General features: G+C 71.9%; 11 protein-coding genes, 1 tRNA gene and 2 pseudogenes. 8 read left to right on the top strand and 6 right to left on the bottom strand.

Translation table 11 applies throughout. The annotated features are described in order from the left end of the window. Positions 1 to 2 precede the first annotated feature (2 nt). Complete coding sequence (locus tag AQJ64_RS26470; protein ID WP_059203038.1) at positions 3 to 953, top strand: bifunctional GNAT family N-acetyltransferase/NUDIX hydrolase; 951 nt, start codon at positions 3 to 5, stop codon at positions 951 to 953. A 27-nt stretch (positions 954 to 980) separates the two neighbouring features. Here AQJ64_RS26470 and AQJ64_RS26465 read toward each other — a convergent pair whose 3' ends face one another. Beyond that, the gene (locus tag AQJ64_RS26465; RefSeq protein ID WP_240512565.1) at positions 981 to 2,402 is read right to left on the bottom strand and encodes a M1 family metallopeptidase; all 1,422 of its coding nucleotides are present in this window, start codon (positions 2,400 to 2,402) and stop codon (positions 981 to 983) included. A gap of 7 nt (positions 2,403 to 2,409) precedes the next feature. Between AQJ64_RS26465 and AQJ64_RS26460 the strand changes: the two genes are divergently transcribed. Further along, entirely contained in the window at positions 2,410 to 2,910 is a 501-nt protein-coding gene (locus AQJ64_RS26460; RefSeq protein WP_055633188.1) for a hypothetical protein, read from the top strand. Between the two features lie 26 nt (positions 2,911 to 2,936). On the opposite strand, the gene AQJ64_RS26455 is transcribed toward AQJ64_RS26460, so the two are convergent. Then, positions 2,937 to 3,632 (bottom strand): pentapeptide repeat-containing protein, encoded by a 696-nt coding sequence (locus tag AQJ64_RS26455; RefSeq protein ID WP_079061952.1) that lies wholly within the window; start codon positions 3,630 to 3,632, stop codon positions 2,937 to 2,939. Between the two features lie 147 nt (positions 3,633 to 3,779). Between AQJ64_RS26455 and AQJ64_RS26450 the strand changes: the two genes are divergently transcribed. Further along, positions 3,780 to 5,273, top strand: coding sequence for an MFS transporter (locus tag AQJ64_RS26450; protein WP_079061951.1), 1,494 nt, complete (start codon positions 3,780 to 3,782; stop codon positions 5,271 to 5,273). Positions 5,274 to 5,296: 23 nt separating this feature from the next. Here AQJ64_RS26450 and AQJ64_RS26445 read toward each other — a convergent pair whose 3' ends face one another. Both AQJ64_RS26445 and AQJ64_RS26440 read right to left on the bottom strand, forming a co-directional pair. After that, complete coding sequence (locus AQJ64_RS26445; RefSeq protein ID WP_206189670.1) at positions 5,297 to 6,703, bottom strand: NAD(P)/FAD-dependent oxidoreductase; 1,407 nt, start codon at positions 6,701 to 6,703, stop codon at positions 5,297 to 5,299. After that, positions 6,700 to 7,410: a rhomboid-like protein gene (locus tag AQJ64_RS26440; RefSeq protein WP_240512564.1), complete on the bottom strand. Its 711-nt coding sequence runs from the start codon at positions 7,408 to 7,410 to the stop codon at positions 6,700 to 6,702. The genes AQJ64_RS26445 and AQJ64_RS26440 overlap by 4 nt, the downstream gene beginning before the upstream one ends. On the opposite strand from AQJ64_RS26440, the pseudogene AQJ64_RS26435 reads away from it, so the two are divergent. Beyond that, positions 7,400 to 7,915, top strand: a pseudogene (locus AQJ64_RS26435) (aminoglycoside phosphotransferase family protein); the annotation flags it as partial. The gene AQJ64_RS26440 and the pseudogene AQJ64_RS26435 overlap by 11 nt on opposite strands. Continuing rightward, positions 7,915 to 8,088, top strand: a pseudogene (locus AQJ64_RS46455) (protein spdB); the annotation flags it as partial. The pseudogenes AQJ64_RS26435 and AQJ64_RS46455, both read left to right, overlap by 1 nt. A gap of 634 nt (positions 8,089 to 8,722) precedes the next feature. Here the strand turns inward: AQJ64_RS46455 and AQJ64_RS26425 are convergent. After that, positions 8,723 to 8,795: transfer RNA gene (locus tag AQJ64_RS26425), tRNA-Thr, on the bottom strand. A 220-nt stretch (positions 8,796 to 9,015) separates the two neighbouring features. Here AQJ64_RS26425 and AQJ64_RS26420 point away from each other — a divergent pair. From AQJ64_RS26420 to AQJ64_RS26410, 3 genes are all read left to right on the top strand, one after another. Then, complete coding sequence (locus tag AQJ64_RS26420; protein WP_055633193.1) at positions 9,016 to 10,101, top strand: ABC transporter ATP-binding protein; 1,086 nt, start codon at positions 9,016 to 9,018, stop codon at positions 10,099 to 10,101. Positions 10,102 to 10,319: 218 nt separating this feature from the next. After that, positions 10,320 to 10,787, top strand: a complete 468-nt coding sequence (locus AQJ64_RS26415; RefSeq protein ID WP_055633194.1) for a hypothetical protein — start codon at positions 10,320 to 10,322, stop codon at positions 10,785 to 10,787. A gap of 110 nt (positions 10,788 to 10,897) precedes the next feature. Beyond that, positions 10,898 to 11,629 (top strand): nucleotidyltransferase family protein, encoded by a 732-nt coding sequence (locus AQJ64_RS26410; protein ID WP_055633195.1) that lies wholly within the window; start codon positions 10,898 to 10,900, stop codon positions 11,627 to 11,629. Positions 11,630 to 11,822: 193 nt separating this feature from the next. On the opposite strand, the gene AQJ64_RS26405 is transcribed toward AQJ64_RS26410, so the two are convergent. After that, positions 11,823 to 13,490: a DoxX family membrane protein gene (locus AQJ64_RS26405; protein ID WP_079061950.1), complete on the bottom strand. Its 1,668-nt coding sequence runs from the start codon at positions 13,488 to 13,490 to the stop codon at positions 11,823 to 11,825. Positions 13,491 to 13,513: the final 23 nt, after the last annotated feature.

Here is a 13,513-nt window from a genome sequence, read left to right as displayed (position 1 = left end):
CCGTGATCCTCGAACCGCTCCCCCTCGCCCCCGACCACGACCTCCCCGCCCCGCTGCTCACCGAACTCACCGCGCTGTACGCCTCGAACCGCGAGTTCCAGTCGCTCAGCGGTGACTTCCCGGATCCGGACGACATCCGGCCGGAGCAGGTGGCCCGGGCGCTGGCCGAGGAGTTGGCGAACCCGGACGTGGAGGTGCTGCTCGCGAGGAGCGAGGGGCGGCTGGTCGGGGTGGCGATCACCCTGGCCCACCACCCCGACCCGGCCGACCCGGATCCCTGGATCGGGCTGCTGATGGTCGACGCGGGGGCGCACGGGCAGGGGTACGGGCGGCGGATCGCCGAGCGCGTGGCGGAACGCTTCCGCGCCGGCGGTCGTACGGCCGTACGGCTCGCCGTGCTCGACGCCAACCCCAAGGGGCTCGCCTTCTGGACGGCCCTCGGCTACGAGGTCATCGGGCACCGGCCCGATCTGCAACTCGGCCGCCCGTGCTCCGTCCTGCGCAAACAGCTCCGTGCGCTCCGCCACACCGCCCGGGTCGCCGTGCTCGACCCAGAAGGCGGCGTCTTCCTCTTCCGGTACGACAACGACGGGACCGGCCCGCACTGGGCACTGCCCGGCGGCGGGCTGGAGGCGGGCGAGACCGCGCCGGAGGGAGCCCTGCGCGAACTGCGGGAGGAGACGGGGTGGGCGGATCTCACACCGGGACCGCTGCTGGGCACCTGGGAGCACGACTTCACCCACTTCGGCGTCCACGTCCACCAGCACGACCACATCTACGTCGCCCGCGGCCCGCACCGGGAGCCGTCCGGACCGCACCTCGCCGCCGCCCACGCCGCCGACGGCATCCTGTCCTGGCGCTGGTGGACGCGGAACGAGCTGCGCACGCCCGCCGAGCCCGTGTGGCCGCCCCATCTGGCGCGGTTGCTCGACCGGTTCGACGAGGAGGGCTGAGCACACCGCGGCGAGGGCACCCGCGGACTACCCTCTCCGCTCCGGCTTGCCCTCCCCGTACAGCCAGTCGTCCCAGATCTCGTCGAAGTCCTCGTCCGGCGCCTGTCCCTCGACGTACGCGGTGAAGTCGTCGGCGTCCGCGGTGCCGTGGCGGTGGGCGGCGGTCCAGCCCTGGACGATGTCGTAGAAGGTGTCGTCGCCGACGGTCTGGCGGATGCGGTGGACGACCATCGCACCGCGCTGGTAGACGGGGTCGGAGGAGATGTCCTCGGCGGTCGGGGGCTCGCCGGGCGGGAAGTCCCACAGGCCGGGGTAGTCGTCCTCGCCGTTGTCGTAGAGGTCGGTGAAGGTCTCCTCCGCCGTGGCGCCGCCCTCGTCCTCCTCCCACAGCCATTCGGCGTAGGTCGCGAAGGCTTCGTTGAGCCACATGTCGCGCCAGGTCCTCGGGGTGACGGAGTCGCCGAACCACTGGTGGGCGATCTCGTGGACGAGGGTGGCGGTGTCGGGGGCGCCGGCGAAGACGGGGCGGTTCTGGGTCTCCAGGGCGTAGTCGGAGTCCTCCGGGCGGTCGACGATCGCGCCGGTGGAGGCGAAGGGGTAGGGGCCGAAGTTGTTCCGCGCCCAGTCCATGACCTCCGGCAGCCGGGCGAGCACCTCGCGGCTCGCGGACACCTGCGCCGGGTCGACCGCGACGTACACCGGCAGGCCGTCCTTCGTCGTGGAGCGGGTGACGGTGTAGCGGCCGATCGCGACGGTGGCCAGATAGCTCGCCATGGGTTCGGCGGTGTGCCAGGTGTAGGTGCTGCGGTCGCCGACGGTCCTCTCCCCGGCCGGCTCGCCGTTGGAGACGGCCGTCAGGCCCTTCGGGACGGTGACCGCGATGTCGTACGACGCCTTGTCGGAGGGGTGGTGGTTGCCGGGGAACCAGGCCATGGAGCCGACCGGTTCCCCGAGGGCCAGGGCGCCGTCGGCCGTGCGCAGCCAGCCCTCCTGCGAGCCGTCGGGGTCGGTGACCGGCCGCGGGGTGCCGGAGTAGGCGACCGTGACCCGGAACGTCTCCCCCTTGTCGAGGGCGTGGGCGGGGTTCACGCTCAGCTCCTGGCCCGTGCGGCTCCAGCCGGCCCGGGTGCCCTCGACCGTGACCTCCTCCACGCTCAGCCCCTTCAGGTCCAGGTGGAAGGAGTCGAGGTCCTGCGTGGCGCGGGCCGTGATCGCCGCCGAGCCGGTCAGCGCCGGGCGGCCCTTCGGGTCGTAGGCGAGGGTCAGGTCGTAGTGCGTGACGTCGTAGCCGCCGTTGCCGGCCTTCGGGAAGTACGGGTCGCCGACGCCCGCCGCCCCGTCGGCTCCCCGCCCGCCGCCGGAGCAGGCCGTGGCCGTGAGGAGGAGCAGCGCGAGGACGGAGCGCACGTATCGGGGCACAACCGCGATCCTACGAGGGCATGACACCATCACCCTCGTGCTCGACATCGGCTACGCCCTCTCCAACCGCTTCCCCGACCCGCCGCAGACCGACTACCGCCGTGCGGACGTCCACGCGCTGCGGCACGACCTGTTCTGCGGTGACGTCTACCTCGCCGACACCAAGGCGGACCGGGAGTTGTCCACAGCCTGGGGATGGGTACCGGTGCTGGACTTCGCCTGGGCGCTGTGCGACATCGTGGAGCGGATCGACCGGGACCCGGCGGGCTCGCGCGCCTCCCGCCCCCAGTACGCCGAGCTGGACTTCACCGAGTCCACCGACCGCATGCTCTTCGAGCGCCGCTTCGGCTGGGTGGACGTCGAGGCCGACTGGATGCCGGCCGAGGAACCCCCGCTGACCTTCTCCCACACCGAACTGCGCCGGGAGTCCCGCGACTTCCTCCACGACCTCCTCGCCGATCTGATCGACCTGCACGAGGACCTGGGCGAGAACCCGGCGATCTGGACCCTCCAGGCCCGCTTCCCCCGCATCGCCTGACGCCCCGGAGATCCGACAGAAGGGCCCTATCCCTCCACCCTGAGCCCCAGTTGGGCCGCCAGTACCGGTGCCAGGTCGAGGAGCTGGGCCGCGCTGATCACCGCGCCCGACAGGCGGTCCACGCCCGACGCGATGCCCAGTTCGGCCGCGCCGCGCAGGTCGACGTCGGTGAGGGTCGCCGCCGTGAAGTCCGCCGCCCGCACCGCGCAGTCCACGAACTCCACCCGCTCCAGCCGGGCCCCGCCGAAGTCCGGCTCGACGAGCACACAGCCCTGGAACACCACGTCCCGCAGCCGCGCCTGCCGCAGGTTCAGGAAGTCGATCTTCCCGCCGCGGATCAGCACCCGCTCCAGCTCGGCGCCGTACAGCTGCGTGCCGCCCAGACGGGCCTCGGCCAGCTCGACGTCGCGCAGGGTCGCCCCCGCGAGGTCGGTGCCGACACCCCGGACGCCGGTGAGGACCGAGTCGAGGAAGCGGGCGTGTCCGAGTCCCGTGCCGTCCAGCGCGCACTCCGTCAGGGCGCAGTCCATGAAGCGGGCCCCCGCGCCGTCCTGCCCGGCGAGGTCCCGCTCACGGAACTCCACCCCGTCGTAGTCCCCGTCGGGCTCCAGCTCCCCTCCCCCGTACGGCTCCAGCGCGGGCAGCCGCACCTCCGGCCGCCGCGCCCCCTTCACTCCCGCGCCACCGGCCCTGCCGGTCCCACCGCTCGCTCGCCTCGCCATGCCCCCCATCGTGCACCCCGCCACTGACAATCCCGGCCCGCCCTTGACCTCAAGTCCGCTTGAGGTCGAAGAGTGGGTCTCCTGAGCGGAGCACCGAAGCCGTCGAACGGGGATGCGATACATCCCGATTCATGGTCTTCTGGGCAAATGAGTGTCACCCGGACAGGTGAACCCTCGACGGAGCCCGACCCCCGCCGCTGGTGGGGACTGGTGATCATCGCCCTCGCCCAGCTGATGGTCGTCCTGGACGCGACGATCGTGAACATCGCGCTTCCCTCCGCCCAGCGGGACCTCGGCATCTCGGACGGCAACCGCCAGTGGGTCATCACCGCCTACACCCTCGCCTTCGGCGGCCTGCTGCTGCTCGGCGGCCGGATCGCCGACCTCGTGGGCCGCAAACGCACCTTCGTCATCGGGCTGATCGGCTTCGCGGGCGCCTCCGCGCTCGGCGGCGCGGCAGTCGACCCGGGGATGCTGTTCGGCGCCCGCGCCCTCCAGGGCGTCTTCGCCGCCGTCCTCGCGCCCTCCGCGCTCAGCCTGCTCACCACGACGTTCACCGACCCCAAGGAACGCGGCAAGGCCTTCGGCATCTACGGAGCCCTGGCCGGCAGCGGCGCCGCGATCGGGTTCATCGTGGGCGGAGTGCTCACCGAGTACCTGGACTGGCGCTGGTGCCTGTACGTGAACGTGCCCATCGCGATCGTCGCGGTGCTCGGCGCGTCCGTCCTGCTGCACGACTCCCCCGGCCACCCGGCCCGTCTCGACGTGCCCGGGGTGATCCTGGGGTGCGGCGGTCTGTTCGCGATCGTCTACGGCTTCAGCGAGGCCGAGTCGCGCGGCTGGAGCGATCCGTTCGTGCTGTCGCTGTTCGCGGGCGGGGCCGTCCTGCTCGCGGCCTTCGTGTGGTGGCAGAAGCGCGCCCCCAGCCCCCTGCTGCCGCTGCACATCATCAAGGACCGCAACCGCGCGGGCTGCCTGCTGACGATGATGCTGGCCGTCATCGGCATGTTCGGCCTGTTCCTGTTCATGACCTACTACCTCCAGGTCATCCTCGGCTACTCGCCCATGAAGACCGGCTTCGCCTTCCTGCCTCTCACCCTCGCGATCATCTTCGGCTCCACCCAGATCTCGGCCCGGCTGATGAGCCGGGTGCAGCCGCGCGCGCTGATGGTCCCCGGCATGATCCTCGCCTCGAGCGGCATGGTGATCCTCACCCAGATGACGGTGGACTCCTCCTACACCAGCGAGATCCTGCCCGCGCTGCTGCTCATGGGCCTCGGCATGGGCCTGACCTTCATGCCGGTCTTCGCCACGGCCACCGCGGGCGTCGCCCCGAAGGACGCGGGCGTCACCTCGGCCACCGTGAACACCTCGCAGCAGGTGGGCGGTTCCATCGGGACGGCGCTGCTCAACACCATCGCCACCACCAGCAGCGCCGCCTACATCACGGCCCACCTCACCGGCCCCGCCGAACGCGCCGCGGTCACCCGCGAGGGCATCGTCCACGGCTACACGGTCGCCATCTGGTGGGCCGCCGGGATCATGCTCCTCGCGGGCCTGGTCGCGGGCCTGATGGTGACGGCGAGACCCCCGAAACACGAGGTCCCGTCCCAGGAGGCGGTCCCGGAGTCGGTGGGCTGAACACCGGCACCCCCGTCAGGACCTCAGTGCCGCCCCGCCACCCGGTCCGCGAGCCGGGCCAGCCGTGAGGAACCCGCGCTGTGGGTCTGCGTCTCGCGGCGGTCGGCGGTGCGGTAGGTGGCGTACATGCCCTGGACGCCCAGCCAGCGCAGCGGCTCCGGCTCCCAGCGGCGCACCTTGTGGCCGACCCAGGGCAGCACGGTGAGGTCGGTGTTGCCGCCCCGGCCAAAGTCCAGGAGCACGAGGTCGCGCAGGGTCCGCCCGGCCAGGTTGGTGGTGGCGACGCCCGAGCCGACGTAACCGCCCGCCCAGCCGAGACCCGAGGCCCGGTCGAGGGTGACCGTGGCGCACCAGTCGCGCGGCACACCGAGCACCCCGGACCAGGCGTGCGCGATCCGCACCCCGGCGAGCGCCGGGAAGAAGGCGACGAGGATCTCCCGCAGCGCCTCGACGGTCTCGGGCTGGGTGCGGCCGTCGTGGTCGGTGCGCGAGCCGAAGCGGTACGGCACCCCGCGCCCGCCGAGCGCGATCCGGCCGTCTGCGGTGCGCTGGGCGTACATGTAGGCGTGCGCCATGTCCCCGAGCGCCTCCCGGCCCGCCCAGCCGACGGCCGCCCACTGCTCGTCGGTGAGCGGCTCGGTGGCGATCATCGAGGAGTTCATGGGCAGCCAGGTCCGCCGCTCGCCCTTCAGCGCGGCCGTGAAGCCCTCGGTGCAGCGCAGGACGTACGGTGCGCGCACGGTGCCGTACGGGGTCACGGCCCGTCCGGCGTGGATCTCGGTGACCGGCGTCGACTCGTACACCTCGACGCCCAGCGCCTCGACGGCCGCCGCGAGCCCCTTGACCAGCTTCACCGGGTGCACGCGCGCCCCGTGCGGGGTCCACGTCGAGCCGACGGCCCCCGTGATCCGCAGCCGCTCGGCGGTCTCCCGGGCGCCGTACAGCTCGCGGTCGGTCTCGCCGTACGCCAGTTCGTGCGCGTGGAAGTCCTTGAGGCGGGCCAGTTGCGCGGGGGTGCGGGCCACCTCCAGGACGCCGCCGACATGGACGTCGGCGTCGACGCCCTCCTCGGCGAGCGCCCGCACCACCTCGGCGACGGTGTCGTTCATGGCGCGCTGGAGCCGTACGGCGGCCTCGTGGCCGTGCAGGGCGGCGTAGCGGTCGCGGCCCGCGATGCCGTTGTAGAGCCAGCCGCCGTTGCGGCCGGAGGCGCCGTAGCCGCAGAACCGCTGCTCCAGGACGGTGATCCGCAGATCGGGGGCGGCCTTCTTCAGGTAGTACGCCGTCCACAGTCCGGTGTAGCCGCCGCCGACGATCACGACGTCGGCGGACCGGTCGCCGCCGAGCGGCTCCCGCACGGCCGGGAGTCCGTCGTCCGCGTACCAGTAGGAGATCCCGCCGTTCACGACATCGCTTGCCGAGGTGCTCATGGCCGGACGTTATCCGGGGAAACGGTGTCTGTCTCCTTCGGATTCCGCACTCTTCCGCGCCCTCTGACCAACGGATAGCAGCCGAGCCCGATCAGGACGGCGACGAAGTGACCGAAGTCCGTGAAGGTCGGCCCGGCGGTCAGCGGCACCGCGAAGAAGGCGAGCACGACCGCCAGATACGCGTACCGCCATGGCCCGCGGATCCGGTAGCCGAGCACCGCCACCACCCCCGCCAGGGCGTAACTCACCCCGACATCCAGGGTGTTGACCGAGGACGCCGGTGCCATCCCGTCCCGGATCGCCTTGAGCAGCGCGCCCTCGCTGACCAGGGTGGCCAGCACATGCGCCGCCACGCACACCGTCAGCCAGCGCCAGGTCCCCAGCCAGCGCTCGGCCTGCGCGTGGAAGACGGAGTACAGCACCGCGTACGGCAGCCAGTGCCCGCCGTCGATCCACATCGCACTTGCGATCAGCACCCGCACGGGGTGCCGGGACAGCTCGTGGAGGTTGGTCGACCGCTGCCGCAGGAACTCCTGCTCGAACTCCGGGGACATGTGGTGCAGGGCGACCGTGGTGAAGAACAGGACCGCCAGCCACACAGAGGTGCCGGGCGCGCTGCGGACGTACGACCACACCGCCCGCCGCACACCGGAAAACCGCGGGAGCCGATTCACATCCGCAAGTATCGTCCGGAAGGTGATCGACATTCCGGGCGCGCTGGTGACAGAACAGGTAAAGATCAACGGCGAGGCGGGGCGGGCCTTCGTCACGGGTCTGCCGGACCTGGTGGCGGCCTTCCTGGAGCGTTGGGAGCTGCGCGTCGACGGGCCGCCGATGCACGGGGTGTGCGCGCTGGTCCTGCCCGTCGTGGCGGCCGACGGCACCCGGGCCGTGCTGAAGCTCCAGCTCCTCGACGAGGAGAGCGTGGGCGAGCCCGTCGCCCTGCGCCGCTGGGACGGAGCCGACGCCGTACGGCTGCTGCGGCACGACGAGCCGACCGGCACCATGCTCCTCGAACGCCTCGACTCGCACCGGATGCTGTCCCGGGTCGCCGACATCCATGAGGCGGTCCTGGTCATCGCGGGTCTGCTGCGGCGGCTGACGTCCGTGCCCGCGCCGGAGGGCATGCGGGAGCTGGGCGGCATCGCCCGGGCCATGCTGGAGCAGACCCCCGCGGCGCTGCCCCGGATCCCCGATCCGGACGAGCGCCGCTCGCGGCCGGCCCTGCGCTGACCGACGCGGAGCTTGACGCACTGGTGGACGAGATCCAGCACAGCGAGACCCCGGCCCTGTCCTACCGCGAGATGGCCGCGCGGTTCCGCGCCGCCGGCCACTCCGCCTCTGAGGTCCGACTGCGGCAGGCATGGAAGCGCGTCGTCGCCTGACGTCCGCTACAGGCTGTCCAGGAAGTTCCAGACCGCATCGAAGATGCGGTTTCTGCGGCGGTGTGACTTGCTGCAGAACCGCCGTCTGCGCCACCGGCTGCGCGGCTGCTGCACCGGTATCCCGCACCACTTGCACGGCCGCGTTCTGACTGCTGGCTCCCCGTTCATGCCGAACACCGTAGCGGCCCACACCCGAGATACCGCCCGACCTCCTTCGGCATGTGCCTGGTGTGCGCCTACCTAGGGTTCTCAGCCGCCTGAGCTGCGGCTTTCCCCTTCAATCGCTGAGGAGTCCTCACGTCATGGGCGAGCCCGACACCGCGCAGCATCGACCGCGAGATCAGCAAGACCACCCACAAGCTGGGGGCCGTCCGCCAGGGCAAGTCCGACGGCGTGAAGGTCATCGGCCGCGACCGCCTCGCCCGCGCCCTCGCCAACCGCAACACAGACGGTTCCGCTTCCGCCTCGGAGTAGAGAGAGGCGCACCCTCCCCGAGCCAGGGAGGCAGGGAGAACTCTGGGCCACATGGATCGCCTGCTCAAACGGCGTCGCTGAGCGGGACTGCCGTCAAGAGCTGCCGTCAACGCCCTCACGGCCGGAAGGTCGTGGGGGCGTTGTCCCAGCTAGATCAAAGAGCCCCCTGTCGGACTCGAACCGACGACCTTCGCTTTACAAGAGCGGTGCTCTACCAGCTGAGCTAAGGAGGCCTGCGCGGACGTGGTTCATGACCGCGCCCGTGCAGTGTACCCAGGTCGGCGGGGCGGTCTGTCGAAAATTTCCGCGAAGTTCACATGCCTCCGGGTACTGACAGATCCGCCGGAGCCGAGGTAGCGTCCTGAGCCAGTTCACTCGTGTGGACTACACCAACCACCTTCCTACAACGGATCGTCCGGCACGTTCCTGCCGGTAGAAGGGGGCCTCTGAGCCATGGCCACTGTCACGTTCGACAAGGCGACCCGGATCTACCCCGGTTCCACCAAGCCCGCCGTCGACGGCCTCGACATCGAGATCGCGGACGGCGAGTTCCTCGTCCTGGTCGGCCCGTCCGGCTGCGGCAAGTCCACCTCGCTCCGCATGCTCGCGGGGCTCGAGGACGTCAACGGCGGTGCGATCCGCATCGGCGACCGCGACGTCACCCACCTGCCGCCCAAGGACCGGGACATCGCCATGGTGTTCCAGAACTACGCGCTCTACCCGCACATGACCGTCGCCGACAACATGGGCTTCGCGCTCAAGATCGCCGGCGTCAACAAGGCGGAGATCCGGCAGAAGGTCGAGGAGGCGGCGAAGATCCTCGACCTCACCGAGTACCTCGACCGCAAGCCGAAGGCCCTCTCCGGCGGTCAGCGCCAGCGTGTCGCGATGGGCCGCGCCATCGTGCGTGAGCCGCAGGTCTTCCTCATGGACGAGCCGCTGTCGAACCTCGACGCCAAGCTCCGTGTCTCGACCCGTACGCAGATCGCGTCCCTCCAGCGCCGTCTCGGCATCACCACCGTCTACGTCACCCACGACCAGGTCGAGGCCCTGACGATGGGCGACCGCGTGGCGGTCCTCAAGGACGGTCTGCTCCAGCAGGTCGACACCCCGCGCAACATGTACGACAAGCCCGCCAACCTGTTCGTGGCCGGCTTCATCGGCTCCCCCGCGATGAACCTCGTCGAGGTGCCGGTCGCCGACGGCGGCGTGAAGTTCGGCAACTCGGTCGTCCCGGTGCAGCGTGACGCGCTCTCCGCCACCTCCGACAAGACGGTCACCGTGGGTGTCCGCCCGGAGCACTTCGACGTGACCACCGACTCCGACACCGGCCTCGGCGTCGTCGTGAACGTGGTCGAGGAGCTCGGCTCCGACGCCTTCGTCTACGGCACCGCCCAGGTCGGCGGCGAGGCCAAGGACCTCGTGGTCCGCGTCGGCGGCCGTGACGTCCCGGAGAAGGGCAGCACGCTGCACGTCGTCCCGCGGGCCGGCGAGACCCACGTGTTCTCCATCTCCACGGGCGAGCGCCTCTCCGACTGACCCGCAAGAAACCGGACATTCCAGACCGGTTGACGACGAGGGCCCCGCGGATCACTGCGGGGCTCTTCTCGTTGCCCGCACACACCCCGGCGCACCGGACATTTCCCCCCGATCGGCCCCATGACCGTCAACCCACTACCCCACAAGAGACACCACTTCATCCCCCGTCCGAGTGACGAAATGTCGCCGAATGATTACGGGGCGCTACCCTCACACGCGTGAAGCACTCCGCGAACCACTCCACCCAGCGCACGCAACGCGGCCAGGGCGGCCCAGCCCGCCGGATCGGCCGCTCGCTCGCCCTCGTCCTGCCCGTCGTCATGGTGCTCTCGGGAACCCTCGCGGTCACCCGGGTCAACTGGTCGGGAGACCCCTCGGACTCGGTGCTCACCGCCTCCGACGTCTCCACCGCCCACCGCACCTCCCACGGCGCCCCCCAGGCCCCGCAGGACGTCCTGCGCGACCAGCTGCTGACCGAGCTCCAGGAGAAGGACCCGGGCACCGCCCTGACCCACCTCCAGGCCGCCGTGAACGGCAAGCCGTCACTGGCGAAGCACTGCACCTCCATCGCCCGCGCCCTGGGCCGCGCCGCGGTCCGTATGTACGGCCCCTCACGCGCGCAGTCCTACGCCCGCCCGGTCTGCGACACCTCCTTCGCCTCGGGCGTCCTCGCGGCCCACAGCTGAGCCCCCCACCCTTCGGCGCGGCTCCCCCTCCCCGACCGGGCGGGGGGACCGCCCGGGCTCCCCCGGGCACCTCTTACGGCGCGTACACCCGCGCCGCGTACAGTGCGCCCATGACTCACCCGCACGCCGCGTCCCGCCCCACGCAAGCCGTCGTCCTGGCCGGTGGCCAGGGGTCCCGGCTGCGTCCGTACACCGACGACCGGCCCAAGCCCATGGTGGAGATCCCCGGCACGGGGACGCCGATCATCGGCCACCAGCTCACCTGGCTCGCCGAGGAGGGCGTCACCGACGTCGTCGTCTCCTGCGGCCACCTCGCCGAGGTCCTCCAGGACTGGCTGAAGACCGCCGACCTGCCGGTGAACGTCATGACGGTCGTCGAGACCGAGCCCCTCGGCCGCGGCGGCGGCCTCAAGTACGCGGCCGCCCGTCTCCCCCACCCCGACCGGCCCTGGTACGCCACCAACGGCGACATCTGGACCCGCTTCTCGCTCCGCGAGATGGCCGACTTCCACACCGAGCGCGACGCCGTCGCGACCCTCGCGCTGGCGCGGCCGCGCATTCCGTGGGGGGCCGTGAAGACCGACGGCTTCGGACACATCACCGACTTCATCGAGGCGCCGCCGACGACGTACGAGATCAACGCGGGCGTGTACGTCTTCTCCCCCGAGTTCGCCGGCCTGCTGCCCGAGCGGGGGGACCACGAGCGGACCACGTTCCCCCACCTCGCGCGGGAGCGCAGGCTGGCGGGGTTCCCGATTCCGCAGGGGGCGTACTGGCGGGCCATCGACACGGCGAAGGACCTGACGGAGGCGGCGAAGGAACTGGCGGCGCTGGGCCGCTGACGGTTCGGCCGCTCTTCGGCTGCGGGCCGGTGGGGGTCGTGCGCGCGGTTCCCCGCCCCTGAGTACACGCAGGTGCCGTGCGCTCGTCAGCGCACGGCACCGGTGACTTTTCAGGGGCGCGGGGCTGATCGGCATGCGGCTCCGCCGCGTGGGCGCGACCAGCCCCCACCGGCCCGCGGCCAACCCCGAACCGCTACCCCAGCAATCCCCCCACCAGCCCGGGCTGACCGGAGGACGAAGAGCCGCCCGACGTACCACCGGTCGACCCGCCGGAGGTGCTCGCGGAGCCACCCGCCCCAGGGCCGGAGCTGGTGCTCGGCGCCTCGCCACCCCCCGTGGGAGCGGACTGCTGCGGCGGGGCCTGACCCGCGGTCCCCTGGGTCTGGCTGGGCGCGCCCGCGCTCGTGGTCGCCGTGCCCTCGTCGCGGGCCGTCGGCTCGCTGTCCGTGCCGGCCGTCGGTGCCGCCGAAGTCGCGCCCTGGGTGGGCGAGGTGGACGCCTCGGGACTGCGGGACGACTCGCGGGTGCCGGACTCCTCCGGGAGCGGGGAGCCGGGCAGTTCGTTGCGCGGGGCCTCGCCGGGGCCGGGGACGACGACCCGGTCGGCGTCGCGGACCGCGCCGCCCAGCAGGGCGCCGATCAGCAGCGTGAGACCGACGGCGATCGCGGTGACCAGGGCGCCGCGGCGCAGGACGTACCGGCGCAGCTCCCAGATGTCGGAGCGGGGGCCGAGCCGGCGCCAGGCCCCGGCGGCGAGACGGCCGTCGACGGAGTAGACCGGGGCGCCCGCGATGATCAGCGGCGACCAGGCGGCGAGGCAGATGATGTCGGGCGTGTCGTAGACCGGGGCGGTCTTCCAGCTGACGGTGACGAGGATCGCCGCCGACAGGCCCGCGCCGACCGCCGCCACGACCCGCTGCCAGCAGCCCAGGACCGTGAGGACGCCCACGACGACCTGGAGGAAGGCGATGACGAGCCCGGAGCCGACGGGGTGGTGCAGGGCGAACTGGCGCAGCGGCTCGGCGACTTCCCAGGGGTGCAGGGTGTTGAGCCACTTCACCATGGAGCCGCGCTTGCCGCCGTCGAAGTAGACGGGGTCGCACAGCTTGCCCATGCCGGCGTAGAGGGAGATGAAGCCGAGGAAGATCCGCAGCGGGAGCAGCACCACGCCCAGGTTCATCCGGCGGCCGGGGTAGTAGGCGTGCCGGGAGGCGTCCGCGTCGCCGGCGTGGCGCCTGCTGCGCGGCTCGACCGCCTCCGCGAGCGCCTCCCCGAAGTCCTCGAACTCGGCGTCGTCGTAGGGGGGTTCGTCGTAGGCGCTGCCGACCGTGCGCATCTGCGGCAGCAGCCGGTGCTCGCCGGGGACCGGGGCGCGCTGGGCGCCGACGAGGGGGGTCTCCAGGGTCTGCGCGGTGAGGTCGCCGTCGTAGCCGTCGCCTACGCGGGGGATGACCTGGGTGGCTCCGGCGTCGGCCCCGGGCGGTCCGCCGTGGCCGACGCTGCCTGCCCGCACCGCTTGCAGCAGCCGGTGGGCGCCGGTGTCGTCCGGGGCGGTCTGGCCGCTCCAGACGACGGGTCGGCGGCGGGCACCGGAGGCGGCGCCCGCTCTGCCCGCCGCCCCGACGACGGGGATGCGCGTGGTGTCCTGGCTGGCGCTCGCGTGCCGGGCGATCCGCGGGGATTGGTTACGCCGCGCCGACACGCCCAGCTGCACGCGGAAGCTCGCGTGATTGACGATGATCTGCGCCGGATCGCTCGGCACCTTCACCATGCTCAGCGCGGGAGCGTCGTCGAAACCGGATTCGAATCCCGACGAGCGGCCCCCCGTGGGCGTGCGGGGTGTTCTGGTGTCCACACTCATCTAACCGAGTGACGTGTGCTTAG

It is taken from the genome of Streptomyces griseoruber (genome assembly GCF_001514205.1).
GTDB lineage: Bacteria > Actinomycetota > Actinomycetes > Streptomycetales > Streptomycetaceae > Streptomyces > Streptomyces griseoruber.
Note: the sequence above shows the minus strand (reverse complement) of the source record. Positions and strands in the feature narration are given on the sequence as shown.